The following is a 24,570-nucleotide window of genomic DNA, read 5'->3' as shown; positions in this document are numbered from 1 at the left end:
GAGGCTTCTTGCGTTCTGGTTGTATTTCGAGGCCATGGTTAAGGCCTATGGTTACGCGCCGCCCCCTGGGAATTCATCGCGCGTGTGCGCCATCCCTTAACCGTACGCTGCCATCCTGCGCGACGAACGGTTGTGCCCCAAGAGGTCACGGTGGCAGACAGCGCAGCGACGCTCGCCCGTCCGACGGGCCCCGCCGGCGCCCGGCCCGATTCCCAGGGCGAGGCGCTGGACGCGTTGGCGCAGGCCCAGCTTTCCGGCGCGACCCGGCTGATCTCCAATGAGGCGGCGGTCTCCATCGAACGGTTCAGCGACCCGGCCCTGCTGGCCTCGGGCAAGGTCAACATCATCTCGCTCGAGGCGGTGCAGCATAAGTTCGGCGACCGCTGGCCCAGCCACCGCGAGCAGGTCTTCGACTTCGCCGACCGGGTCCTGGCCCGCTCGATCGGCGACCGCGGCGTGGCGATCCGCGTCTCGGACATGGATTTCTTCGTCATCCACCCGGACCTCAGCCGCCTGGCCTGCCAGGTGGCCTGCCTGCGCTACATGCGCGAGATCCTGGGCCATTTCCTGAACGACGACCGCGACGCGCCGGGCGGCATCCGCCAGGTGACCTCGATCGCCAAGACCCGCCTGCAGACCGCCGAGGTCGACGCCCTGCAGGCCGAGAGCGCGCTGCGCACCGGCGCCGGCGACGAAGATATCTGCCGGCTCGCGGGCTTCACTGAGGACAGCGACATCACCGGCGGGCTGGTCAATCGCTGGAGCCCATTCGTGGCGGTCGACGGCCGGCGCCTTCGGGTCTCGGCAACCCTGGAGCCGGTCTATGAGCTGAAGGGCTTCACCCGCATCGGCTTTAGGATGATCCGCCGGGTGATCGACATCGCCACCGCCGATGAATTGGCGCCGCATCAGGTGAGCGCGCTTTCGGCCGGCGACATCCTGCGGGCCGACCTGGCCACCATAACCCGCGGGATCGACCGCCTGCAGTCCGAGGCGGGCGGCGAGCAGCAGCTCAGCCTGATCGTGCCGATCTCCTTCTCTAGCCTTTCAAGCCAGCGCGGCCGCGCCGAGCTGGTCGAGCCTTTGAAGGAGGCCGGCGGCCTGGTGCGCCTGGGCGTGGTGACCGAGATCCTCGACCTCGAAGGCGTGCCATCCGGCGCGCTCACCTCGGCCGCGACCTTGGTCAAGCCGTTCTCGCTTCTGGTCGTGGGCCGGCTCACCGGCGCGTCCGCAGCCATGATGCAACGGCTGCGCGGCGCGGGGCTGCAGGCGCTCTCCTTCGAATGCCAGCAAGGCCTCGGCGACGCCGAGTTCCTGGGCTGGGCCACGGCCACCGTCACCGCCGCCAAGAAGGTCGCCAGGTCGGTCCTGGTCTACAGCGTGGGCTCGCCCCAGCGCGCGGCGACGCTGGCCTCGCTGGGCGCCACCCACGTCAGCTTGACCAGCGGCTGACCCGGCCTCAATAGCGCTGGTAGGTTCCCTTCAACGGGACCTGGCCGACGCCGGGCTTGGAGAAGTCGCAGACCCCGGTCGGGAACACCGCCTTCAGCCGCGCCCACTGGGCGGGCGTGAACTTCACCTTGTAGTCCGACGGCTTGGGCGCCTTCAGCTGGCACTTCAGGACGTCGTTGGCGATAGGCGCGCCGGCCACGATCCTGGGCTCCGAGTGGTTCGGATAGGTCGCGTTGTAGCCGCCGGGACCGTCCCAGGTGGCCTTCTCCACGTGCTTTTGGCCGGCCTCGTCGAACCAGGCGTCCCTGGCCGCGGCCGGCTTGTGCCTGACCACCTTGGCATGGGTCAGCGGCGCGGGGTCGGCGGCCAGGGCGTCCAGCCACTGGGTCATGGCGTCGAGCGCCTCGGTCGCCATCAGCTGGTAGCCCTTGGCGACCGCCGGATCGTTGCGTGGCCCGCCGGGCCTGCCGCCCGGGCCCACCCAGAAGACCTCGTTGTCGCCGTCGCCATTGGCCTTCACGAGGCGGGCGCGGATCGACATGTCCCGCTCGCGGCTGTGGATGTCGCCCAGCCGGTCGTTGTAGGTGCGGTAGTGGATGATCGGCACGGTCGCCAGGCCGCCGCCGCCGCCATCCAGGAGGCCTGACTGGTAAGCCGCCTTCAGGGCGATCGGGTCGCCGTGGGAGCGGGCGTCGCCCATCTTTCCGTTCTTGTCGTAGCCGCCGATCTTCTCGTTGAGCTCAAGGAATTCGTCGACGCTGATCGCGCCGTCGTTGAGGCCTTTGAAGCCGTACTGCAGGCCGGTGTTATCCTCGGTGGTGCGGCCATAGCCGGTCGCAGGGTCGCGGCCGTACTCGTTGACCCGCCAGTCGGCCAGGGCGCAGCGCGCGCCTTTCGGATTGCTCACCGGGTCCCAGACCAGGCTCTGGTCCTTCAGGTCGCAGCCGGGCTTGTAGCCGCTCATCGACACCGGCACGAACGAGCGCTCCCAGGCGGCGCAGCTGCCGGGCGTGAAGCCCTCGACCGCGGTCTTCTTCTCCTGGCTCCAGCCCTTGCCGGCGTCCGACTTCCAGAACCGCTGCAGGACCCCGCAGTCGGAGGTGTGCAGGGTGGAGTCGGGGAAGGAGAGGGATGGCTGCAGCCCGTCCAGCAGGCCCGGGTAGATCTGGGTGATGGTCAGCTGCTGGATCGCCCCGCCCGAGCCGCCGTTGCCGACCGTCCACTTTGGGACGCCGTGCGTCTTGATGAAGTGCTCCTTCAGCATCATCAGGGTTTCGCCCTGCAGAACGGCGTTGCCGTGCAGGTTGTTCACCAGCTCGGTGTCCACCGCATGCGCGAAGCCGCGTGACAGGTAGAGGTCGGACAGCGCGCTCTCGGCGGTATTGCTGCCCTGGTTGTACTTGGCGCCAGCGCCGCCGCCGAAGCTGACCGCCAGGCGGTGGTTCCAGCCCTTGGGGTCGTCCAGCATGGCGATCCGGTAGATCGAGCGGTTGATCGTGCCGGACTCGACGCGGACGACGTAGGGCACGTTCGCGCCGTCGACCGTCGTCGTCGCCAGGTCCGCCGGCCGATCCGTCCTGTTGGCCAGGGGTTTGAATTTCCCGTCGGTCGAACGATAGAACCAGTCGCTGCGGGTCGGCGCCGAACAGTCCGCATCGGTGGGCTCGCCCAGGCCCGACTCTTTCGTGCGGCATTCGTAAGGGCTCATGTGCGGCCCGGACAGGATCGGCCCGGTGAGCGGATAGTCGGTGAGGGTCACGCTGGCCTTCGTCGCTCCGGCCGTGGCGGTCAGCGTGTTCTTGCCGGGATTCAGGCCGCCGACCAGGCCGCGCAGGGTGTGGCTGGCGGGATCGAGCCGCAGGTCGCCGGTGACGTCCTTGCCGTTCAGGCTGAGTTTCGCTCCCTTGGCCCCGCCCTTCACCTCCACCAGGGCGTCGCCGCCACTCACCATGTCGGGGCGCGATGACAGGGTGCGGATCGAGAGCCCCGCCGCGGGCTTCGCCGCCGGCGCTGCGGCCGGCTTTTCCGCCGCCTGGGCCAGGCCGCAGACCGCCGCAAGGCCCAAACCCGCCAGAACGCTCGCCGCCATCAGGCGTGTCGGCATCCTCATGACCCCATCCTCCCAGCTTTTCTCCAAGCTAGGCTGCTTGCCGGCGTCGGCGCAACGGGCCTCGCGCTGCGCCTAGGGCGTCTCCCCGAAGGTCTTGAGGTACTCGATGATCGCGTAGCGTTCGGCGTCGGTGAAGCCGGCGTTGCCATAGTCGTGGCCGGCGTTGGCGTTGCCGCGGATCGGCTGGTCGCCCGCCTGGGTCTGGAAAAGGAACGGATTGTCGGGCGCCTGGGCGGTCTGATAGCCCACCTTCACGGGGTCGAACCGGCGTGTGCCCACATAGAAGCTCTTCGTCCGCAAGGCGGGCGGCCGCAGCAGGTCGTAGAGCGTCGGGACCGAGCCGTTGTGCAGGTAAGGCGGCGTGGCCCAGATGCCGTTCAGCGGCCGCGACTTGTAGCCGAGGATCGGCTGCGACCCGGCAAGATCGCAGAGCGCGTCGCGCCCGAGCTGGGCGGCGAGCAACGGGTTCTTCGGCGGCGGCGGGACCACCTGCGGCGGGGGATGCTGGCCCAGGAAGCTCTGGATCGCGCCTTGCGCCACCACGTCGCGGTGGTTCCAGAGCTCGCCGCCGGCCAGGGTGATCAGCATGTCGGCCACCGGTGCGGTGTCGCCCAGCGGCGGGTGCAGCACGTCCACATAGGCGAAGTGCGCGCCCTTCAGGGTCCCGGTGGGAGAGGTCGCCATGGCGGCGTTGCAGGCCATGGACTTGTCGGTCCCCGGCGCGGGGTTCATGAATTTTCCGCCCGGCTTGAACAGGCTCATCTGCAGCGGGATCGGCGTCTTCAGGTCGGCGCGGTCCAGCACCTGGTGACAGCCGCTGCAGTGGTCGTGGAACAGGGTGCGGCCCGCCTCCACCTTCTTCGGATCGATGGGCGGGAAGTCGGCGGGCCACTTCGGCGGACGCAGTTGCGTCAGCAAGATCTCCATGGCCATCAGGTTCTGCACGTCCAGGCTCGAGGCATAACCGCCGGCCGGCGAGGGCTTGGTGCTGACGTCGGCGAAGACGCCGGTCACCTCGCCGGTGTTGCGCACCAGCGCGCCCACGTCGAACGGCTGGCCGCCCGGCACGGTGAAGCTGGGGGCGATGCCGTCCCACTGCACGGCCTGGTGCTGCGGCACGTTCCAGAGGAACGGATAGCTCACCGGCGCGTCGGGCGGAGCGCCGTCGGTGGTGTTCTGGGTCGCCGCCAGGACCACCTTGTTGAAGATGTGGCCGAAGGCGTCGAGGCGGCCGAAGCCGTAGTGGACGCTGGTTGTGTTCATCACCGCATGGATGCGCTCATAGCGGTTGTGCTGGTCGAGCGCGGTCTTCAGCAGGGCGCGATTGGCGGGCGTGTCCAGACTGCGCCGCCAAAGAGTGATCGAGCCCACGCCCACCGGCTGAACCAGCACCTTGCGCGCAAACCGGTCGAACTTGTCCGGCTGGGCCTGCGTATTGACCAGCGCCTGGTTCAGGGCGGCGAGGAACGACTGGAAGTCCGCCATGGTGGCGCCGCCGTCGACGGTGTGCGTGTGGCCGCCATAGCTCATCACCGTGGTGTGGCAGGCCGAGCAGTTCAGCCCCACCCAGGGCTCCTTGCCGCCCTGGCCCGACCACCAGCGGAGCTTGCTTTCGGTGAGCGCCGTGTCGTCCTGCGTGTCGACCGCGAAGCCCATGGGCAGCACGCCTTTGGCCCCGCCTTTGGGAATGTAGCGGAAGGCGTCGATGTAGCTGTCGGTCAGGAACGGGGCGGTCGAATCCGGCTGCTCAATCGCAGTCAGCCAAGCGTAGGGGATCAGACGCGAACCTTGGGTCGCGCCGTACCAGTCCGCGCGCTGCTGGGCGGTCCAGCACTGACCCATGTTGCTGGCCGGATCGCAGGCCTTCGGCGTCGCGCAACTCACGCACAGGCAACTCAGCATGGCGAGGCACAGGCTCGCCCAGGCTTGCTTCGACATGTCCCGCTCCCCGCGATTTGCGTCTCTATGCGTGTGTTATAGATCGAGACTATTCTTAATTGAAGAACGCTGATATGCGGTCTAGCTCGTTCTGCGGGCCTGGCCTAGGGGCCGTGCGCCGCCGCGGATGCAGGGGGAGATCGTTTCATGGTCAAATATCCCGACGGCCTGTTCGAGTGGTTTGTCCTCGTCATCTTCAACCTCCCGGTGATGCTGATCCTGGGCGGCATGCCATTCATCAGCCAGCTGCGGCAGGCGCTCAAGGAGAAGGACCCCATCGGGGGGACCTCCGACACCACCAGCTACAGCCGGATCACCGGCATGGTCGGCGCGGTGGCCATGACCGCCTTCTTCTGGGCGATCGGCAACCTGCTGCTGATGAAGGCCTTCACGAATATCAGCGACATGAAGCTCCTGCTCCAGGGCGTGCAGAACTTCTTCCTGATCGGGGCCGCGCTGTTCCTCCCCTATGCCTTCAACCAGATCAAATCGATCTTCAGCGCCGGCGCGGTCGCCGCGGCTGTCACGGCCAAGGCCCCGCCGCCTCTCCCTCCGCCGCCTGTGGGCGTCGCGCCGCCGGGGCTGAAGCTGGTGATCGCCAACGTCTCGAAGCAGATCACCGACGCCGATTTCAACACCGCCGTCGCCGCCCTGCAGACCCAGGTCGCGCGCGACTTCCAGCCGGAGTGGGGACTGGGCGCTTCGATTAGCGGCGTGCGGCTGGATCTGGGCGACAGCGAAGCCGGGATCGACACCGCCGCCGAGGCGGTTATCTACCTGGGTGACAGCTCGTCCGACCCGACGTCGGGGGTCAGCAACGCCTTCGGCTACCACTCCACGAACCACGGCGATAAGCCCTACGGCTTCGTCTACCTGGACGTTTGCGCCCTGTACCAGGAGGCCTGGAGCACCACCCTGTCGCACGAGATGCTGGAACTCCTGGGCGACCCGACGGCGGTGAAGACCATCGCCGGTCCGGATCCGAACGCCGCGGCGCCGGCCGGATCGACGGTCAACTACGACCTGGAGGTCTGCGACCCGACCCAGGGCGACACCTATGTGATCGGCACGGTGACGGTGTCGAACTTCATCACCAAGGCCTATTTCGCCATTCCCGGCGGCAAGACCCAGGCCACCAACTTCCTCAATCTGGCGCTCGATCCCTTCGGGGTCCGGCCCAAGGGCTACTTCCAATACGAATCGGACGACGGCGCGCACCAGATCGACGGGGCGAGGGTCGATGCCAAACAGCGCGAAGGACGCGCCCGCCTGAGAGCCTGGCGGCGTAACGAGCGCCGGGCCGGTCGCCTGTCGCTCCGCAGGCGCGCCGCAACCCCGGCGAACGGCTAGGCGAGGGCTTCGCGGGGCGCGCCCCCGGACAGCCGCCCATAGGCGCGGGCGAGGGCTGCGCCGAATTCCCCGTCGCCGGCGAGGTCGCGCGGAAACACGCTGGTGAGCGCCAGGAAGCGTCGCGTGTCACCCGTGGGATCGCCGTCGCACGCGCGGCCGAGGTCGGCGAGCGTCTCCGCCAGCGGATCGACGATCGGGACCCCGGCCATGGCCTGGTCGCGGACGAACAGCATCCAGGCGGCCACGCCCACCGCCAGCCGCGCCACGGGCCGCCCGGCTGCGCGGGCCTCGCCGATGGTCCGCAAGAGCCGGATCGGCAGCTTCTGCGAGCCGTCCCAGGCGATCTGCGACAGCCGATGCGCGATGGCCGGATTGCGGAACCGGGCCAGGATGTCGCCGATGTAGCCGTCGACCTCGAGACCGGCGGCAGGCCCCAGGCTGGCGGCGATATCGGCGCGCATCAGCGCCTCGACGAAGGCCGCGAGCTTCCGGTCGGCCATGGCCTGGGCGACCGTCGCGTGGCCGAGGCGCAGGCCCACATAAGCCAGCGTCGAATGCGCCCCGTTCAGCAGCCGCAGCTTGGCGCGCTCGAACGCCGCCACGTCGCCGGTCAGGATCACGCCGGCCTCGGCGAAGGCGGGCGCCTCGGCGCCCAGCCTGTCCTCCACCACCCATTGGGTGAAGCCTTCGCGCTGCACCGGCCAGGCGTCGGAGAGGCCCAGTCTGCGCGCGACGTCGGCGCGCAGGGCCTCGTCGGTCGCTGGTGTGATGGAGTCCACCATGCTGTCAGGGAAGCGAACCTCGCCCGCGATCCAGCGCGCCAGGTCGGCCTCGCCGCGCGCCTCGGCGAATTGCCTGACCGCTCGGCGCAGCTTGCCGCCGTTGCCCGCGAGATTGTCGCAACTCAGCACCGCCGGCGCAGGCAAGCCTGCCGCCATCCGCCGTCGCAGACCCTCGACCAGCCAGCCCGTCAGGGTGCGTGGGCAGGGCGGCCCGGCCAGGTCGTGGAGAACGTCCGGGTGGGCCTCGTCCAGATCATCGGCGACGGTCAGGCAATAGCCCTTTTCGGTCACCGTCGCTGAAATGACCCGCAGACCCGGATCGGTCAGGCGCGCGAAAACGGCCGCCGGATCGCGCGGCGCAGTCGCCGTCTCCTGGATCGAACCGATGACCCTCAGGCGCGGCTCGGCCTCGCGCTCCAACAGGCTGTAGAGCCCGTCCTGCGGCCCCAGCGCCTGGCGCAGGTCGTCGCTGCGCAGCGAGACGGCGCTGATCGCCAGCCCCGGATCGGCCGCCAGCATCCGGTCGGCATAGAAGGCCTGGTGCGCGCGATGGAAGGCCCCGGGCCCGAAATGCAGCCATCCGATGCGGGTCGCGGCGCGGTCGTAGGCCGGTCGGACGACCTCGGCCTTCGCCTGGGCGAGCGTGGCCTCGCTCAGCCGCGCGCTCAAAGGGTGACGCCGCGCTTCCAGAGCGCGATCTCGCGCTCGCCGTTGTCTTCCGCCCGCGTCGCCTGGCCGGAGGCCGTGGCCAGCACCAGCCGCAGCAGCCCTTCGGCCGCCTCGTCCAGCCCCTGGCCGGCGGCGACCCGTCCGGCGTCGAAGTCGATCCAGTGCGGCTTGCGCTGCGCCAGGCCCGAGTTGGTGGCGATCTTCAGGGTCGGGGCCGGGAAGCCCAGCGGCGTGCCGCGCCCGGTGGTGAACAGGATCACCGTCGCCCCGGCCGCCGTCAGCGCCGTGGACGAGACCGCGTCGTTGCCGGGCGCCTCCAGCAGCACCACGCCGCCGCGGTGCGCCTGCTCGCCATAGCGCACCACCTCGGTCACCGGCCCCCGCCCGGCCTTCTGCACCGCGCCCAGCGACTTCTCCTCGAGCGTGGTGATGCCGCCCTCGATATTGCCGGGCGAGGGGTTCTCGCTCACCGGCTCGCCGTGGCTCAGGAAGTAGGATTTGAAGTCGTTCACGACCTCCACGATGCCGTTGAAGACCTCGCGCGTCTCGGCGCGCGCCATCAGCAGGCGCTCGGCCCCGAAGATCTCCGGAATCTCGGTCAGGATCGCCGTGCCGCCGCCGCCCGCCACCGCGTCGGCGATACGGCCCACCAGCGGGTTGGCGGTGAGGCCCGAGAAGCCGTCGGAGCCGCCGCACTTCACGCCGACCACCAGCTCGGAGATCGGGCAGGGCTCGCGGCGATCCTGCTCGGCGACGCGCACCAGTTCCTCCACGGCCGCCAGCCCGGCTTCGACCTCGTCCTCGGTGGATTGGGCGGTGAAGGCGCGCAGGCGGGCAGGGTCGATGTGCGGCGCGGCTTCCAGCAGCGGCCCCAGCTGGTTGCTCTCGCAGCCCAGGCCCAGGATCAGCGCCCCGCCGGCGTTGGGATGCGCCGCCAGCGCCCCGATCATGGTCCGCGTCGCGGCCAGGTCGCCGCCCAACTGCGAGCAGCCGAAGGGATGGGTCAGGGCGTAGACGCCATCGACGCGGCCCTTGAACCGCCGGTCGGCCTCGGCGGCGATCTTCTGGGCGGTGCGCGCCACGCAGCCGACTGTGCAGAGGATCCAGATCTCATTGCGCGTGCCGACCTTGCCGTTCGCGCGGCGATAGCCGTCGAAGGTCGCCCGCTCGGGCGTTTCCAGCGCTTCCGGCGTGGCGGGGTCGTAGGCGTAGGTCTCCAGGCCCGAAAGGCCGGTCGCCAGGTTATGGCTGTGGACGTGCTCGCCGGGCGCGATGTCGGCCGTGGCGCAGCCGATCGGCCAGCCGTACTTGCGCACTGCCTGGCCCCTGGCGATCGGGCGGACCGCCACCTTGTGCCCAGCCGGGATGTCGGCCGCGGCGCGGACGCCATCGGCCACCGCCTCGCCCGCGGCCAACGGCGCCAGCGCCACGGCCACGTCGTCGCGCGGATCGATGGTCAGGACGCTGGACATGGGCCATGGTAACCGGTGTCACCCTTTGGGCCTATACCCCACGGCGCCGCCGGGGCTATGAAGCGCCGCGCGGAGAGCAGGGAGAGAATCGGCCGGATGGCGAAGCGCGAGGCGCCTGAGACGGACGACCATGGGCCGGGCGAGGGGCCGCGCCGGCGGCCGACCATCAACGACATCGCCCGCCTGGCCGGGGTCTCCAAGAAGACCGTCAGCCGGGTCATCAACGCCAGCCCCTACGTCCAGAAGGAAACCCGCGAGCGGATCGAGGCGGTGATCGCCGAGCACGGCTACGCCCCGGATCCGCAGGCCCGGGGCCTGGCCTTCCGTCGCTCGTTCCTGATCGGCCTGGTCTACGACAACCCCAACCCGCAGTACGTCGTGAACATGCAGCTGGGCCTGCTGGATGGCATGAAGGGCTCGGGCTTCGAGCTGGTGGTCCATCCGTGCAACCGGGCCAGCCCCACCTTCCTCGCCGACCTGCGCGGCTTCGTGGAGCGCCAGAAACTGTTCGGCGTGGTGCTGACGCCGTCCGTGTCGGAAGACGAGCGGGTGGCGGCCCTGCTGGCCGACATCGGCTGCGCCTACGTCCGCGTGGCCTCGGTGTCGCTGGACGCGCCGCAGCACATGATCGAGACCCGCGACCGGCTGGGCGGCGAGGCGGCGGCGCGCCATCTGGCGGAACTCGGCCACCGGCGGATCGCCCACATCTCCGGCCCGGCCAGCTTCCGCTCGGCCCATGAGCGGCGGGCGGGCTTCGAGGCCGGTCTGAAGGCGGCCGGATTGGCGCTGGAGCCGCACTACGCCCAGGAGGGCGCCTATACGTTCGAATCCGGCATCGCCTGCGCGGGCGAGCTGCTGAAGCTCGATCCCCAGCCCACGGCGATCTTCGCCGGCAACGACGAGATGGCCGCCGGCGTCCTGCAGGCCGCCCGTCAGGCCGGCGTGGCGGTGCCGGCCGAGCTGTCGGTGGTGGGCTTCGACGACTTCGAGATCGCGCGCCGGCTCTGGCCCAGCCTGACCACCATCCGCACGCCGACCCGCGAGATCGGCCGCCTGGCCGTCGCCCAGCTCATGGGCCGCGCGGACGAGGGCGAGCCACAGGACCGCCTGCCGGCCCTGGTGGTCCGAGAATCCACCGGCCCGGCGCGCTAGAGCTTCACCGGCTCCATCCTGGGCGTCAGCAGCTGGATCGCCGCGAGCGCCAGCAGATAGGCCGAGGCGGCCACGACGAAGATCGGGGTGTAGGTGCCCAGCTTGTCGAGCACGAAGCCCGCGTACTTCGACATCGCCATGCCGCCGATGGCCCCGACCATGCCGCCGATCCCGGCGACCGATCCCACCGCGGCTCGGGGGAAGACGTCGCCGGGCAGGGCGTAGAGGTTGGCCGAGAAGCCTTGGTGCGCCGCCGTCGCCAGGCCGATGATCGCCACCGCCAGCCACAGGTTGTCGGCCATTGCGGCGAAGGCCACCGGCGTGGCCAGCAGGGCGCAGCCCAGCATGGTCGCCTTGCGCGCCGCGTTGAGGCTCCAGCCGCGCTTGATCAGCCGCGACGAGGCCCAGCCGCCCACCACACTGCCCACGTCGGAGACCAGGTAGATCACCACGATCGGCGGGCCGAAGGTCTTCAGGTCCAGGCCGTGACGCTTCTGCATGAAGTCCGGCAGCCAGAACAGGAACATCCACCAGATCGGGTCGATCAGGAACTTGCCGGCGGCGTAGGCCCAAGTCTCGCGCTTCCGGAGCAGGGGCAGCCAGGCGATCTTCTCCACCGGGTCCGGTGGATCGCTCTCGATGTGCGCCAGTTCGGCGGCCGACAGCGCCTTGGTCTGGCGCGGCGTGCGGTAGATCAAGAGCCAGATCGGCAGCCAGAGAAGGCCGCCCAGGCCGGTGACGATGAACGCCGCTTGCCAGCCCCAGGCCAGCACGATCGCCGGGATGATCAGCGGAGTGACGATGGCGCCGATGTTGGTGCCGGCGTTGAACACCCCGGTGGCGAAGGCGCGCTCGCTCTTGGGGAACCACTCGGCCATGGCCTTGATGCCGCCTGGGAAGGCGCCGCCTTCGCCGATTCCCAGCGCGATCCGCGCGCCGATGAAGCCGCCCATCGAGCGGGCGAAGGCGTTGGACATGTGGGCCAACTGCCAGATCAGGAAGGCCAGGCCGAAGCCGAACCGCGCGCCGATCCGGTCCACCACGCGCCCGAAGACCAGGTAGGAGACCGCATAGGCGGCCTGGAACCAGAAGATGATGTCGGCGTAGTCGCCCTCGCTCCAGCCGAACTGCTTGGAGAGGTCGCCCTTCAGGAAGCCGATGGTCTGACGGTCGACGTAGTTGATGACCATGGCCGCCAGCAACAGGCTCACGATCACCCAGCGATAGCGTCCCATCGCGGCCGCCTTGGCCGCCGCATGGTCGTTAGCCGGGACGCTCTCGGCCGCCATCTGCGGATCCTCCCTTGCCATCGGCCAAATCGACCTGAAGGGGCGAGGCCGCGAGCGCGACGCAGAAGATCTCGTCCAGGTCGCCGAAGGCGATGCGGGCCGTCTGTCCGGCCTCGATATCATGAATGCCGCTGGCCGCGCCGGTGGTCACGTACTGGCCGCGCTGCAGCGGCCGGCCGCGCGCGGCGACCGCGTTCATAAGGAAGGCGAGTGAGGCGGCTGGGCCTCCCGGCAGCGACGAGGGGGCGCCGCGACCCACCAGCTTGCCTTCGATCCACGCCTCGCAGGGCGGCCAATCGTCGGTGCGGGTGCGCCAGTCGGGGATGGGGCGGCCAAGGATCAGGCCGGCGTTGTTCCCGAAGTCCGCGGCCACGACCCGCGGACCCAGGATGTTGATGGTGGCGAGCGGGCTGCCGGCGAATTCCACGCCGACCAGCTCTTCCTCCACCAGCTTCAGCGCCTCGGCGGGGGTCCAGTCGGCCTTGCCGGCCGGCGCATCCTCGCCCATGCGGTAGATGTATTCCGCCTCCACCGCCGCGAATCCCCCGGGGATGACACGGACCACCGTGGGTTTCGGACCGGCCTTGACCACATTGGCGGCGAACACTGGGCCCATCACCCGGTCGGCGTTGAGTTCAGCCTGCAGCTCAGTCGGGATGCGGCCCACCTTCCAGCCGGCGACCTTGTCGGGCCACAGGCCGATAGCCTGCTCCTGGATGGCGTAGCCGGCGGCCATGTCGGCGGGCAGGGCGCCGGGGAAGTCGGTCAGCGCACGGGCTGATCGGCGTCCGCCCACGAAGCGCCTGGCCACCTCCAGCGGCGGCAGGGCGGCGACCGGTTTGCGCGCCGCGCCGCTCACGAGAGGCGTTTCCCGCGAAGGTCGCGAGCCGTCCCGCAGCGGGCGCGGACCGTCTTTCGGAGCTTGGAGGGTCGGGTTTCGGGGATCACGATGGGCCGACATTGGGCGATTAGGTAACCGGTGTCAATTTCGTGGTCAGGCTTGTCGACAGGGCTTGCCAGCGGATCATGACACCGGTTACCTGCGCCGATCCGAAAAGTGCGTCCGAAAGCCATGGGCCAGCCGCCGAACCCGCTGCAAGCCAGACCGCTCCGCCTGCACCCCGATCGCCTGTTCCCGGCCGATCCGGCGGTCCGCGACCTGGCGCGCAGGCTCTATGGCGAGGTGGCGAGCCTCCCGATCATCAGCCCCCACGGCCACACCGACCCGGCCTGGTTCGCGCTGAACGAACCCTTCGCCGACGCCGCCAGCCTGCTGCTGGCGCCCGACCACTACCTCTACCGCATGCTCTACAGCCAGGGCGTGCCGATGCAGGCCCTGGGCGTGCCCGACCGCAAGGGCGCGAGCGTGGCCGACCCGCGCGCCGCCTGGCGGCTGTTCGCCAGCCACATGCGCCTGTTCCGCGGCACGCCGTCGGCCGTCTGGCTGGACCATGTGTTCGCCGAGGTGTTCGGCTTCGACGTGCGCCTGAGCGCCGCCACGGCCGACCTCTATTTCGACCGCATTGGTGAGCTGCTGGCCGCGCCCGCCTTCCGGCCGCGGGCCCTGTTCGACCGCTTCAATATCGAGCTCCTGGCCACGACCGAGAGCCCGACGGACGAACTCCTGCACCACAAGGCGATCCGCGAGAGCGGCTGGAAGGGTCGGGTGGTGACCGCCTATCGCCCAGACTCCGTGGTGGATCCGGAGCACGAGGAGTTCTGGGTCTCTCTGGAGCGCTTCGCCCAACTGGCGGGCCAGGATGTGTCCTATTGGGCGGGCTACCTGGAGGCGCACCGCATCCGCCGGCGGGCCTTCATCGCCGCGGGCGCCACCTCCACCGACCACGGCCATCCCAGCGCCGCCACCGCCGACCTGCCGGCCGCCGATGCCGAGGCGCTCTACCATCGCATCCTCGACGGCGTCTGGAGCCCGCAGGACGCCGAGCTGTTCCGCGCCCAGATGCTGACCGAGATGGCGAAGATGAGCCTGGACGACGGCCTGGTGATGCAGATCCACCCCGGCTCGTTCCGCAACCACAACGCCCAGCTGTTCTGGACCTTCGGCCGCGACAAGGGCGCCGACATCCCGCGGCCCACCGACTATGTCCGCGCGCTGAAGCCGCTGCTGGACCGCCTCGGCAACGAGCCGGCCCTGACCGTCATTCTCTTCACCCTGGACGAGACCGCCTACGCCCGCGAACTCGCTCCGTTAGCCGGCCACTATCCGGCGCTGCGGCTCGGGCCCGCCTGGTGGTTCCACGACAGCGCCGAGGGCATGCGCCGCTTCCGCGAGCAGACCACCGAGACGGCGGGCTTCTACAACACGGTGGGCTTCAACGACGACACCCGCGCCTTCCTGTCGATCCCGGCGCGGCACGACGTGGCCCGGCGGGTGGACTGCGGATTCCTCGCCCGCCTGGTGGCCGAGCATCGCCTGGACGAGGACGAGGCGGCGGAGGTCGCTGCGGATCTCGCCTACAACCTGCCGAAACAAGCCTATCGACTGGACGCCGACGCGCCCCTGCCCAACCGGGCGAGCGCGTAACTGCCGGAGACGCGACCGTGTTCAAGAAGACCTATCACGCCACCCACCCGGACATGATGGACGGCGCCACCAACGATCAGTTGCGCGACCGCTACCTGATCGGCGGCCTGTTCGCCCCGGGCGAGGTGGTGCTGAACTACTCCCACAACGAGCGCTTCGTGATCGGCGGCGCCATGCCGGGGAAGGGGCCGGTGCGCCTGCCGGCCCAGACCGAACCCGCCTCGGCCGCCGGCCAGCCGTTCCTGGAACGGCGCGAGCTGGGGGCGGTCAACGTCTCCGACGCCACCGGCACGATCACCGTCGACGGGCAGGTCTACACGCTTCAGCCGCGCGACTGCCTCTACATCCCCATGGGCTCGAAAGACGTCATCTTTGAAGGGGATGGCGCGAAGTTCTACCTTGTCTCCACCCCGGCCCACGCGCGGTTTGAGGCCAAGCAGATCTCGGTCGCCGAGGCTGTGCCGCTCGAACGTGGCTCGCTGGCCCAATCCAACGAGCGGACCATCTACCAGCTGGTGGTGCCGGCCACATGCCGCTCGGCCCAGCTGCTGCTGGGTCTGACGATCCTGAAGACCGGCAGCGTCTGGAACACCATGCCGCCGCACCTGCACGACCGCCGAAGCGAGGTCTATTTCTACTTCGGCCTGAAGGACGACGAGCGGGTCTACCACTTCATGGGCGAGCCGGAGGCCCAGCGCCACATCGTGATGGCCAACGACGAGGCGGTGATGAGCCCGCCGTGGTCGATCCACATGGGCTCGGGCACCTCGAACTACACCTTCATCTGGGCCATGGGCGGTGAGAACCTCGACTACACCGACATGAACGTCCTCGACATCTGCCAGCTGAAATGATCCTCCTTCGCCAAGGCTTCGGGGGATGCATCCTCCCGAGATCAATCCTCCGAAGCTCCACCAGGAGCGCAGGCGGATGACCGGCCTTTTCGACCTCGCCGGCAAGCGGGCCATGGTCACCGGCGCCAACACCGGCCTCGGCCAGGCGATCGCCGTGGGCCTGGCGAAGGCTGGCGCGGACATCGTCGCCGTCGGCCGCTCCGAACCTGGGGAGACCGCCAGGCTTGTGGCCAATGCCGGCCGTTCGGTGCAGGCCGTCTTCGCCGACCTCTCCAGTGTCGAGCCGATCGCCCGGGTGATGGAGGAAGCCGGGCCCATCGATATCCTGGTCAACAACGCCGGCGTCATCCGCCGCGCCGACGCTATCGACTTCTCCGAGGCCGACTGGGACGCGGTGATGGACACCAACCTGAAGGTGGCCTTCTTCCTCAGTCAGGCCGCCGCGCGCGGCTGGATCGCCGCCGGCCGGGGCGGGAAGATCATCCAGGTCGCCTCGTTGCTGTCGTTCCAGGGCGGCGTGCGCGTGCCGTCCTACACCGCCTCCAAAAGCGGGCTGGCGGGCCTGACCAAGGCCATGGCCAACGAGTGGGCGGCGAGGGGCGTCAACGTCAACGCCATCGCGCCTGGCTACTTCGTCACCAACAACACCGAGGCCTTGCGCGCCGACGAGACCCGCAGCCGCCAGATCCTGGAGCGCATCCCGGCCGGCCGCTGGGGCGCGCCGGACGACCTGGCCGGCGTCGCCGTGTTCCTGGCCAGTGCGGCCAGCGACTACATGCATGGCGCCATCGTCCCCGTGGACGGCGGCTGGCTGGCCCGCTGAGCCTCAGGTCCCCGCCTGCACGAACGGAACCTTGGCGAACAGCCGCCGCTCGGCCCCGCGCGGGTCGTCGGCCATGTGCGGCTGGACGTCGAAGATCATGGTCTGGCGCCGCGGCAGGCCATAGGGCGTCCAATGCGGGATCGCCTTGCCGTTGGGATCGCCGGTGCGGGCGAAGGCGATGAAGGCCTCGCTCATGGCCTCGGCCATGGGCTGGGCGCCCGGGCCCTCGGCGCGCGAGCCCGGGGCGGCGACGTTGTCGAACACCAGGGGGATATCGGCCATGTGCGGGGCGCCGAGCCTGCCGCCGTCCTTGGGGCTTACCCAGTCGAGCTGGTAGACGAAGGCGGGCGTCCCGGCCTTGGCGCGCTCCTCTGCCTCGATCACCGCCGCGCGCCAGGACCGCGAGGCGGTGGTGGCCGCGAACAGCACGTCGCTGGCGGAATAGGCGGGATAGAGCCGGCGGTACTCGGCGATCACCGTGGCCGGGTCGATATCGACGCGCAGATTGGCCTGGGTGAGCTTGGCCGGCAGGCCCGCCCAGTCGACCGTGAAGTTCGTGGGATCGCCCCCTAGGAAGGCGCGGGTCTCGTCGTGGGTGTTGCCGATGATCATCGGGATCGCTGCCGACTGCGCCGGCGCGTCCGGATAGAACGGGTGGCGGATCAGGCTGCGCTCGTCCAGCACCGGGCCGAAATAGACGCTGCCGAAGCCCAGCACCGGGTCCTGGACGCGCAGGGCCTCCACGAGCCGTTCGGCGGGAAGTCGCCGGACCTCGGCCGCCTGTTCCGGCCTCAGCTTCAGCGCGTCGAGCCAGGCCAGGGTCCGGCGCGTGGCGTTGCCGGGGCCGGAGGCGGTGACCTGCTGGCCGCTCATGGTGGCGGCGCGATGGAACAGGCCCTTCGCCGCCGGCATGGCCATCAGGGTGGCGATCTTCGCCCCGCCGCCGGATTGGCCGAAAACCATCACCCGGCCGGGGTCGCCGCCGAACGCGGCGATGTTGTCGGCCACCCATCGAAGCGCCAGCGCCAGGTCGAGCTGGCCCGCATTGCCGCTGTCCGCCAATTCCGGGACCAGGCGGGCGAGGTAGGCGTAGCCGAAGGCGTTCAGCCGGTGGTTCAGGCTCACCACCACCACATCGCCACGCCGCGCCAGGCGCGTCCCGTCATAGAGCGCCGCCGAGCCGGAGCCAGTCGAATAGGCGCCGCCATGGATGTAGACCATCACCGGCCGCCGGGCGCCATCGCTGAGGCCCCCGTTCCCCAAGCTTGGCGTCCAGACGTTCAGGAACAGGCAATCCTCGCTGGTCGGTTCTCCAGTGCGCCCGCCCTGCGGAGAGGCAGCGCCATAGGTCTTGGCCTCGTGGACCTCGGTCCAGGGGGCCGGCGCGGCCGGCGGCTGGAAGCGGCGCGGACCGGTGTCGACCCCGTAGCGGATACCCTTGAAGACCTTGATTCCGCCGTCGCGGTAGCCGCGCACCGGGCCGTGGCGGGTCTGCGCCACCGGATCGTCGCCCGCGGCCCAGGCGCCGCGCACCAGCAGCAGGCCTGCGCCCGCGCCGCCCAGCACCTCGCGCCGCCTCACGTCCGGCCCCCCAGGAATCCGCGCGGGGCCGCCCAGGCCAGGAACAGTTCCGGCCAGGCCGCCGCCGGCTTGCCGCGCGCGCCCCAGATGCCGAAACCGTGGCCGCCAGCCTCGAAAAGGTGCGCCTCGGCCGGGACCTTCGCGGCGCGCAGGGCGGCGAGATATTGCAAGGTGTTTTCTGGCGGCACGGCCGGGTCGTCGAGCGCGTGGACCTGGAAGGTGGGCGGCGTGGTCGCGTCCACATGCCGCTGCGGAGAATAGGCGGCTTCTTTGGCGGGCGAGGCTGGCTTACCGAGCAGCGCCTCTCGCGAACCGGGGTGGGCGTAGGGCCTCGCCATGTCGATCACCGGATACATCAGCGCCGACAGGTCGGGCCGCGCGTCCAGCCGGTCGGCGGCGTCGAGCGGCGCGTAGACCTGAGCGGCGTGACGGGTCGCCAACGAGGCCGCCACGTGGCCGCCGGCCGAAAAGCCCATGGCCGCCACCCGGCCGGGATCGATCCCGAAGCCCGCCGCGCCCTGGCGGATCAGGCGCACGGCCCGCTGTGCATCCTGAAAGGGGACGTCGGCCGGCCGGTCCCAGCCCTCGCCCGGCAGGCGGTAGCGCAGGACGAAGCTGGTGATCCCAGCCGCGGCCAGCCGGTGGCCGACCTCGAAGCCCTCCTTGTCGATCACCACCCGGATGTAGCCGCCGCCGGGCGCGATCAGCACTGCCGCTCCGTTCGGCCGGGCCGGACGGAAAACGGTCATGATCGGCCGGGCGATCCCGGTGACAAAACGATCCTGGAAGCCGGAGGTCGCTGCACGGTCGGTGATCGTCTCGCGGGGCAGGGCGGCGCGCGCGCCGGGCGGGAGACCGGGCCACAGCGGGACGACTTCGGTCGGATCGGGCAAGGTCCCGGGCTTGACCGGTGGCGCCTGGGCGAGCGCCGGCGCGGCCGCGCCGGCGGCGGCGAATCCCAGGACAGTGCGGCGGTCGTACGGCATGCTGGCCGTTCCGGTGAGAAGGCTATGACACCGGTATCATTCGTTGCGGAGTCCCGCTAGCGTGACCGCCATGCCGAGCCGTCGACAGCTGATCGCCGCGGGCCTTGCCGCCATCGCGACGCCAGCGTTCGCCGCGTCCGGTGCGGCCTACCGCGCCGCCTTGGAAGCAGCCTATGGCGGTCCGATCGATCCGGCCGTGGCGCACGCCGACGCCCTGGCCGCGGCGCGCGCCGCCCAGGCCCGGGCTGACGTCCTGTTGCGCGGGCGGGGGCTTTCGACAGGTTCGGTGGCCGAGCGCCTGCGCGCCCTGCAGGCCGATCCGCGCTTCCTCTATCCGGACACCGAGGCGGGCCGCGACCAGGCGGTGGCCGAGATGAACGCCCGCGTCGCGGCCCTGCGCCCGCGCCTGCAGCATGCGTTCGGCGACCTGCCATTGGGCGAGGGCCGGGCGCTGCGGATGTCGCCGGCCGATGTGGCGGCTGGCAAGGGCGGCTACCGCGAGGCGCCTGCGGACCGGCCCGGCGCCTACTACGTGGACCTGCGCAACATCCGCGCCCGGCCGGCCTGGACGCTCACCACCGTCGCCTTCCACGAGGTGATCCCGGGCCATCTGACCCAGCTTCCCTTGCAGGCCGCCGCCCATCCGCCGGCCGAGCGGGTGAAGGCGGCAGCGGCCTATTTCGAGTCCTGGGCCATCTACGCCGAGCAGCTTTGCGCCGACCTCGGCGCCTATGCCGCAGATCCGCTGGGCGAGATCGGCTACCTGCAATGGCGGCTGTTCCGCCTGGCCCGCATCGTCGTCGACACTGGTCTCGGCGCCATGGGCTGGAACCACGACCGCGCCATCGCCGCCGTGCGCGACCTGCAGGGCTTCGACGCCGCCTTCATCACCATCGAGGCCGATGTCGACCGCATCGCCGTCACCCCCGGCAAGTACGCCGCCGAGGGCCTGGGCGCGCTGGCGCTGGCCCACTGGCGGCCGAAGGACCAGGCAAGGTGGCCGGCCTTCCATCGCGCCGTGCTGATCGACGGCCCCTGGCCGTTCGGTGAGCTGGAGCGGCGGCTCCAAGCTTGACCTTGGACGCAGGCGTCCTTCCCATGTTCGAGAGTTTTGGGGGGATGCCATGAAACCTACATCGTCGGACTGGGGCGCCGCCGCGGGGCTGGCGATTGGCGGCGCCTGCGGGATGGCGGGCTCGTTCATGTCCGACGCCGCGCTGCGCCAGGAGCTCTGGGGCGTGGACGGGACAGCCCTGGTGGTCGCCGCGGCCCTGCTGGCGGTGAAATATCTGCGCAGCGGCCAGGACCTGCTCGCCGCCGGCTTCCTGGTCTACGGCGCCGGCCAGACCCTTGTCCTGTCCGATGCGCCCGCCGGCCTGGCCGCGAGCGTGCCCACCTTCGGGTCCGGCCTGGCCCTCTGGTCGGCGGGCCTGGTGATCGTCAGCCTGCCCGGGTCGTTCCCGTGGTGGTCGCGCGCGGCGGCGGCTGTAGCCGCGGTGGTCTTCCTGGCGACGGCGGCGCAGATATTCGCCGGCGCCCAGATATTGCCCACCGGTGCGCCGCTGCCGTCGCTCGGCTATCCGTTCATGGTCCTGGCCTTCATCGGCTGGATCTGGCGGCTGCTGCGGCCCGCATCGCTGAAGGCGACCTAGGGCAGGGCCACCGCGTTGTTGAGCTGGGTGATCTCGCGCACACCCTCCGGTAAGGCCACGCGCACCTTCGCTCCCTTTGCGTTGAAGCCCTCGGGCAGGGCGAGCTTCACCACCGCCGTCTTGGGCTTCAGGTCGACAGGCGCTTTCAGCGCCGGCGTGCCCGCACGGACCACCACCTTGCCGCTCGCGTCCTCGACCATCACCGAACCCGCGGGCGCGTCCAGCGCGCCCAGGCTGTGAACCGTCACCTGAAGCTGGCGGCCCGTCCGTTTCACGTCATCCGGCCCGATGCCGAGGTCTGGCCGGCGCTCGGTCGCCGGGCCGGCCTTGGCCAGGGTGAACTCCAGCACCGTCGTGGTGCGCGGCGCAAAGGTCACCTCCACCGAACTCGACTTTTCCAGCGGCACGGTGCGGGTCGCGACCGCGTCGGCCTTGTCCGCACCGGACGCTGAGGTTCCCGAGGTCATGGTCCAGTCGCCGGCGGTGACGTCCCAGCCGGTCATGGCCGCCTTCACCGGCCGCTCGGCGGTGTTGAAGGCGATGACCTTGAAGTGGGTCGGCGTCGCGCCCGGCATCAGGATCGCCACCTGCTCGGCCGCCTCGTCGCGGTCGAAGCGCCAGGACACGGTGTTCCCCGGCCAGATCCAGTTGCGCTTCAGCGCGATGCCGCCCAGGCGCGTTCGCTGCAGCTCTTCGGAGGGGATCTCCACTCGGTCGATCCACCAGTGGCCCTCGGTGTGCATGTACATGTGCTGGTTCGCGACGCGGATCTCGTCGGCGTAGAGGTCCTCGAGGAAGCGTTTGTCGCCGCTGGCCTGCCAGGCCAGGTAGCGGTCGTAGTTCGAGGCGTTCGCGCTCGCTCCGCGCTTGATGGCGTCCGCGCTCCAGTCACCGCGCTTGTTCAGCGCATCCAGCATGTTCTCGTTGAATTCGGTGAGCGCGCGCGGCCCGGTCTTGTTGGCCGCGGCGATCAGCGGGCCGGCGTACTTGGGGTTCCCGGAAAGCCGATAGGCGCCCCAGAGCAGCTGCATGGCCGGGGTATTGGTGGGCAGCGACCCCTTGGTCGCTTCGGTCCGCCAGTTGATCTCGTCCGGCACGGAGCCGTCCGGCTTGGCGTGGGCCAGAAGGCCGTCGGCGACGCCCAGCACATACTTCCGCGCCGTCGGATCGGCGTTGAAGTCGGCCATCAACAGGCTCGGGTGCATCACCAGCACCGACTGGTCCTTCTGCCATTCCCAAGGCCCTTCGCTGTAGACGATGGAGCCGGAGAACCAGCTGGTCTTGAAGTGCAGGTGGCCGGCGGCGTTCGGCTGGATGATCCGGTTCAGCGCCGCGGTGGTGGTCATCAGCCGCTCGACCACCTTCGGGTCGCCCCAGCCGATGTACATGGCCTCCGAGTTGGAATTGATGCCGTCCTCGTAGGAGTGCAGCTCGTCCGTGGCGATGGTCGCCAGACCATTGGTGAACATGTGGTCCTTGTAAGCGGCGTCGGCCAACGCGGTGTGCGAGCGGCGGATCTTGTCCGGCTCGACGCCCATCAGCGCCAGGCCAGGCCACTGTTCGAGCAGGTCGGTATCGTCGGAGATGCCGCCGCCCAGGTCGCCGAACGGCACCTGGCGGTTGTCGATCCACCAGTCGACGAACCTATGGACCAGTTTCAGGTCCTCGAGCTGGCGGAAGGCCCATAGCGGTTCATTGGGCGGCGCGCCCGGCGGCGGCGTGGGCTGGGTGAAGGGCAGCGGGCCCTGACTGTTGTAGGTGATGTCGGCCCAGTACTCGCGGGCCAGCCGGTTGTCCGGGTCGACCTTCAACAGGTCCGTGGCGTCGGTGACCAGTCGGTCGTAGAGGCTCTCGCGCTTCGAGGCGGTGTGCTCCTCGACCAGATAGCCCCAATTGTCCTTGATCTGGTTGAAGCGGTCGGTGACGTGCTCCTTCAGGCCGGCCTGCCGGTCCTTGAACACCAGGCGGATCTTCATTCCGTCCAGGGCCTTGGCGTCGAAGTCCGCGCCGGCGCCTGCGATGGTGATGTAGAAGCTCTTGTTCGGCAGGATGCGGTCGCGGGTGTCGAGCCAAAGGGTGCGCGCCTCGCCCGGCTTCACCGAGACCGAGATGTCCATCAGGTTCCGCATCGGCCAGATGGGATCCTTGACTTGGATGTTCAGCGGGAAGGCCTCGCCGTGCGTCGGCTTCACCTTGAGCGCCGGCAGGTCGATGGCGATGCCGTCGAGCGCGTCGTGCATGTTCTCCCAGCCGTAGCCGAACGAGCGGTAGAGCGGCTCGGCATGCGGTGAGGCCCCGATCTCATAGGGGATCAGGATGTGAACCAGCGGCAGGCGCGGGCCCTTGTCGGCGGGCCGCGTCCGTGAGGGCGCCCCGTCGGGCAGGGCGACCACGGTGGACCGCTCTTCCGGCGGATAGCGCCCGGCGATGAAGGCGTTCAGCGCATCCAGGTCCGGCGAGTCGGCCGCCGCGTTCACATGGACGGTGTAGGTGAGCCTGGTCGTGCCCTTGGGCTCCGCGCCTGGCCCGAGGTCATAGGCCGCGATCTCCTGGATCGGGGTCTCCTGGGCGATGTTGGTGAAGGTCAGTGTGCCGCCGGTACGCGCCTCGGCGAATTGGTTGAAGGTGCGCTCCTGGTCTTTCGCCCGGCTGGCGATTTTCGTGTCCGAGGTCGCGCCCGGCCCCCAGGTGAGGTCGCCACAGGCCGCGCCCTGGATCTCCAGGTGGTTCCACGGCTCCTTGGGCAGGGTGAGCGTGAGCGCCTTGCCGCCCTCGACGTAGACGTTCCAGTCCGGCAGCGGGAAGTAGTCGTTGCGGCCGGGCAGCCGCGAGCGATTGTAGACCCCGGGCCAGGTGGTCTCGGCGATGCCGTCGGTCGCCTTCCACATCCATTCCTTGATGTCCTTGGCGTCGGTGAACTCGACCTTGCGGATGCGGGTCGAGGGGGTGGCCAAGAGTGTCGGGACGTCGCCCGGCCGGTTCCAGCCGTAGCGCAACCACCATTCGTCGCGGACGCTTTGGTTGGCGAGATCGCGGACCGGGGCGGGCGGCCCGGCGGGTTCCTCCGCCTTGGCGAGCGAGGCGATCGCAGTCGCCGGCAGGGCGTGGTCATAGATACGGAATTCGTCGTAGTCGCCGCCGCGCAGGAAGTTGTAGCGGCTCTGCACCTGGTGCGGGGAGACGACGCGGATGGTAGGCCCGAACTGATCGAGGCCGGTGTCCCAGACCCCGACGGAGTCCTTCTTCGCGGCCAACTTGCCGTCGACGTAGAGCGCGATCCCCTGGGTCTCGTCCCAGGTGACCGCCAGGTGGGTCCACCGGTCGGGCGCGGGTTTGTTCGGGACTTTGAACGACACCCGCACGCGGGCCAGGTTGTCGTCGGTGACGAAGGCGTCGTAGCCGTCGCCGTTCCAGTCGATGCGCAGCCAGACCATGTCCCAGCTGGTGTGGTCGGCGTAGCCCACCCGGAAGATCGGGAAGGGCGCCACGCCCACCGGATAGCGGCTGCGCCAGAAGAAGGAGAGGGTGCCGCGCTGGGCGTAGATGTTGCCGGGCGCCTTCCAGGTCAGCACCACGTCGTCGTCGGTGGAGATGGCCCCGCCGATCCTTCCATTCGGGATGATGTGCACCTTGTCTGCGAAGTTGGGGACCGGGTCGCCGCCGGCCACCTCGGCGTTCAGGCCCTTGTCGCCGGAGGCCCGGAACAGCAGGCCCGGTTCCTCCGCATACGCCGCCCCGGCCAGGCCGAGCAGGAGAAGCGCGAGCCCGGCGATTCGGGCCAGCCGACGATTCAGCGTCACGATCGATCCTCCCCTGGCGTTTCGAACATAACCCGGCCGTGGCCCGCCTGCGTTTCAGTCGTCATGTCCCTTATGACACCGGTAGCAAAATTCGCGTCACGGCGGTTTCGGGGGC

Annotated in this window: 17 protein-coding genes; 8 read left to right on the top strand and 9 right to left on the bottom strand. The window is 69.8% G+C overall.

Annotated elements, in window-relative coordinates:
• The first annotated feature begins 150 nt into the window (after positions 1 to 150).
• Positions 151 to 1,452, top strand: a complete 1,302-nt coding sequence (locus VGL85_RS16550; RefSeq protein ID WP_331590080.1) for a hypothetical protein — start codon at positions 151 to 153, stop codon at positions 1,450 to 1,452.
• Positions 1,453 to 1,459: 7 nt separating this feature from the next.
• On the opposite strand, the gene VGL85_RS16545 is transcribed toward VGL85_RS16550, so the two are convergent.
• Both VGL85_RS16545 and VGL85_RS16540 read right to left on the bottom strand, forming a co-directional pair.
• Positions 1,460 to 3,562 carry a DUF6351 family protein gene (locus tag VGL85_RS16545; protein ID WP_331590078.1) on the bottom strand — a complete coding sequence of 701 codons (2,103 nt, stop codon included), beginning with the start codon at positions 3,560 to 3,562 and terminating at the stop codon, positions 1,460 to 1,462.
• A gap of 72 nt (positions 3,563 to 3,634) precedes the next feature.
• Positions 3,635 to 5,500, bottom strand: coding sequence for a di-heme-cytochrome C peroxidase (locus tag VGL85_RS16540; protein ID WP_331590077.1), 1,866 nt, complete (start codon positions 5,498 to 5,500; stop codon positions 3,635 to 3,637).
• A gap of 147 nt (positions 5,501 to 5,647) precedes the next feature.
• Here VGL85_RS16540 and VGL85_RS16535 point away from each other — a divergent pair, with 147 nt between their 5' ends.
• Positions 5,648 to 6,850, top strand: coding sequence for a hypothetical protein (locus VGL85_RS16535; RefSeq protein WP_331590076.1), 1,203 nt, complete (start codon positions 5,648 to 5,650; stop codon positions 6,848 to 6,850).
• Here the strand turns inward: VGL85_RS16535 and VGL85_RS16530 are convergent.
• Together VGL85_RS16530 and VGL85_RS16525 are read right to left on the bottom strand one after the other, a co-directional pair.
• On the bottom strand, positions 6,847 to 8,301 hold the full coding sequence (locus VGL85_RS16530; RefSeq protein WP_331590074.1) for a mannitol dehydrogenase family protein: 1,455 nt from the start codon (positions 8,299 to 8,301) through the stop codon (positions 6,847 to 6,849). The genes VGL85_RS16535 and VGL85_RS16530 overlap by 4 nt on opposite strands.
• Positions 8,298 to 9,773 carry an altronate dehydratase family protein gene (locus VGL85_RS16525; protein ID WP_331590073.1) on the bottom strand — a complete coding sequence of 492 codons (1,476 nt, stop codon included), beginning with the start codon at positions 9,771 to 9,773 and terminating at the stop codon, positions 8,298 to 8,300. The genes VGL85_RS16530 and VGL85_RS16525 overlap by 4 nt, the downstream gene beginning before the upstream one ends.
• A 96-nt stretch (positions 9,774 to 9,869) precedes the next feature.
• Between VGL85_RS16525 and VGL85_RS16520 the strand changes: the two genes are divergently transcribed.
• Positions 9,870 to 10,925 (top strand): LacI family DNA-binding transcriptional regulator, encoded by a 1,056-nt coding sequence (locus tag VGL85_RS16520; RefSeq protein ID WP_331590072.1) that lies wholly within the window; start codon positions 9,870 to 9,872, stop codon positions 10,923 to 10,925.
• Here VGL85_RS16520 and VGL85_RS16515 read toward each other — a convergent pair.
• Positions 10,922 to 12,214, bottom strand: a complete 1,293-nt coding sequence (locus tag VGL85_RS16515; protein WP_331590071.1) for an MFS transporter — start codon at positions 12,212 to 12,214, stop codon at positions 10,922 to 10,924. The genes VGL85_RS16520 and VGL85_RS16515 overlap by 4 nt on opposite strands.
• Positions 12,189 to 13,073, bottom strand: coding sequence for a 2-keto-4-pentenoate hydratase (locus VGL85_RS16510; protein ID WP_331590070.1), 885 nt, complete (start codon positions 13,071 to 13,073; stop codon positions 12,189 to 12,191). Before VGL85_RS16510 ends, VGL85_RS16515 begins: the two co-directional genes overlap by 26 nt.
• 213 nt (positions 13,074 to 13,286) lie before the next feature.
• On the opposite strand from VGL85_RS16510, the gene uxaC reads away from it, so the two are divergent.
• The 3 genes from uxaC to kduD all read left to right on the top strand — a co-directional run bounded on the left by uxaC (position 13,287) and on the right by kduD (position 16,436).
• A complete protein-coding gene (gene uxaC / locus VGL85_RS16505) occupies positions 13,287 to 14,759 on the top strand; it encodes a glucuronate isomerase (RefSeq protein WP_331590069.1) in 1,473 nt (490 codons plus the stop codon).
• A 17-nt stretch (positions 14,760 to 14,776) separates the two neighbouring features.
• Positions 14,777 to 15,613, top strand: coding sequence for a 5-dehydro-4-deoxy-D-glucuronate isomerase (kduI, locus tag VGL85_RS16500; RefSeq protein WP_331590068.1), 837 nt, complete (start codon positions 14,777 to 14,779; stop codon positions 15,611 to 15,613).
• 76 nt (positions 15,614 to 15,689) lie between these two features.
• Positions 15,690 to 16,436 carry a 2-dehydro-3-deoxy-D-gluconate 5-dehydrogenase KduD gene (gene kduD, locus VGL85_RS16495; RefSeq protein WP_331590067.1) on the top strand — a complete coding sequence of 249 codons (747 nt, stop codon included), beginning with the start codon at positions 15,690 to 15,692 and terminating at the stop codon, positions 16,434 to 16,436.
• Positions 16,437 to 16,439: 3 nt separating this feature from the next.
• On the opposite strand, the gene VGL85_RS16490 is transcribed toward kduD, so the two are convergent.
• Together VGL85_RS16490 and VGL85_RS16485 are read right to left on the bottom strand one after the other, a co-directional pair.
• A complete protein-coding gene (locus VGL85_RS16490; protein ID WP_414695288.1) occupies positions 16,440 to 18,017 on the bottom strand; it encodes a carboxylesterase/lipase family protein in 1,578 nt (525 codons plus the stop codon).
• Positions 18,014 to 19,003 carry an alpha/beta hydrolase gene (locus VGL85_RS16485; protein ID WP_331590066.1) on the bottom strand — a complete coding sequence of 330 codons (990 nt, stop codon included), beginning with the start codon at positions 19,001 to 19,003 and terminating at the stop codon, positions 18,014 to 18,016. The genes VGL85_RS16490 and VGL85_RS16485 overlap by 4 nt, the downstream gene beginning before the upstream one ends.
• A gap of 70 nt (positions 19,004 to 19,073) precedes the next feature.
• Here VGL85_RS16485 and VGL85_RS16480 point away from each other — a divergent pair, with 70 nt between their 5' ends.
• Both VGL85_RS16480 and VGL85_RS16475 read left to right on the top strand, forming a co-directional pair.
• Complete coding sequence (locus tag VGL85_RS16480; RefSeq protein WP_331590064.1) at positions 19,074 to 20,078, top strand: DUF885 family protein; 1,005 nt, start codon at positions 19,074 to 19,076, stop codon at positions 20,076 to 20,078.
• 49 nt (positions 20,079 to 20,127) lie between these two features.
• A complete protein-coding gene (locus VGL85_RS16475) occupies positions 20,128 to 20,655 on the top strand; it encodes a hypothetical protein (protein WP_331590063.1) in 528 nt (175 codons plus the stop codon).
• Here the strand turns inward: VGL85_RS16475 and VGL85_RS16470 are convergent.
• A complete protein-coding gene (locus VGL85_RS16470) occupies positions 20,652 to 24,455 on the bottom strand; it encodes a LamG-like jellyroll fold domain-containing protein (RefSeq protein ID WP_331590062.1) in 3,804 nt (1,267 codons plus the stop codon). The two genes, VGL85_RS16475 and VGL85_RS16470, sit on opposite strands and share 4 nt — an antisense overlap.
• Positions 24,456 to 24,570: the final 115 nt, after the last annotated feature.

This window comes from Phenylobacterium sp. (assembly GCF_036501465.1).
GTDB lineage: Bacteria > Pseudomonadota > Alphaproteobacteria > Caulobacterales > Caulobacteraceae > Phenylobacterium.
Note: the sequence above shows the minus strand (reverse complement) of the source record. Positions and strands in the feature narration are given on the sequence as shown.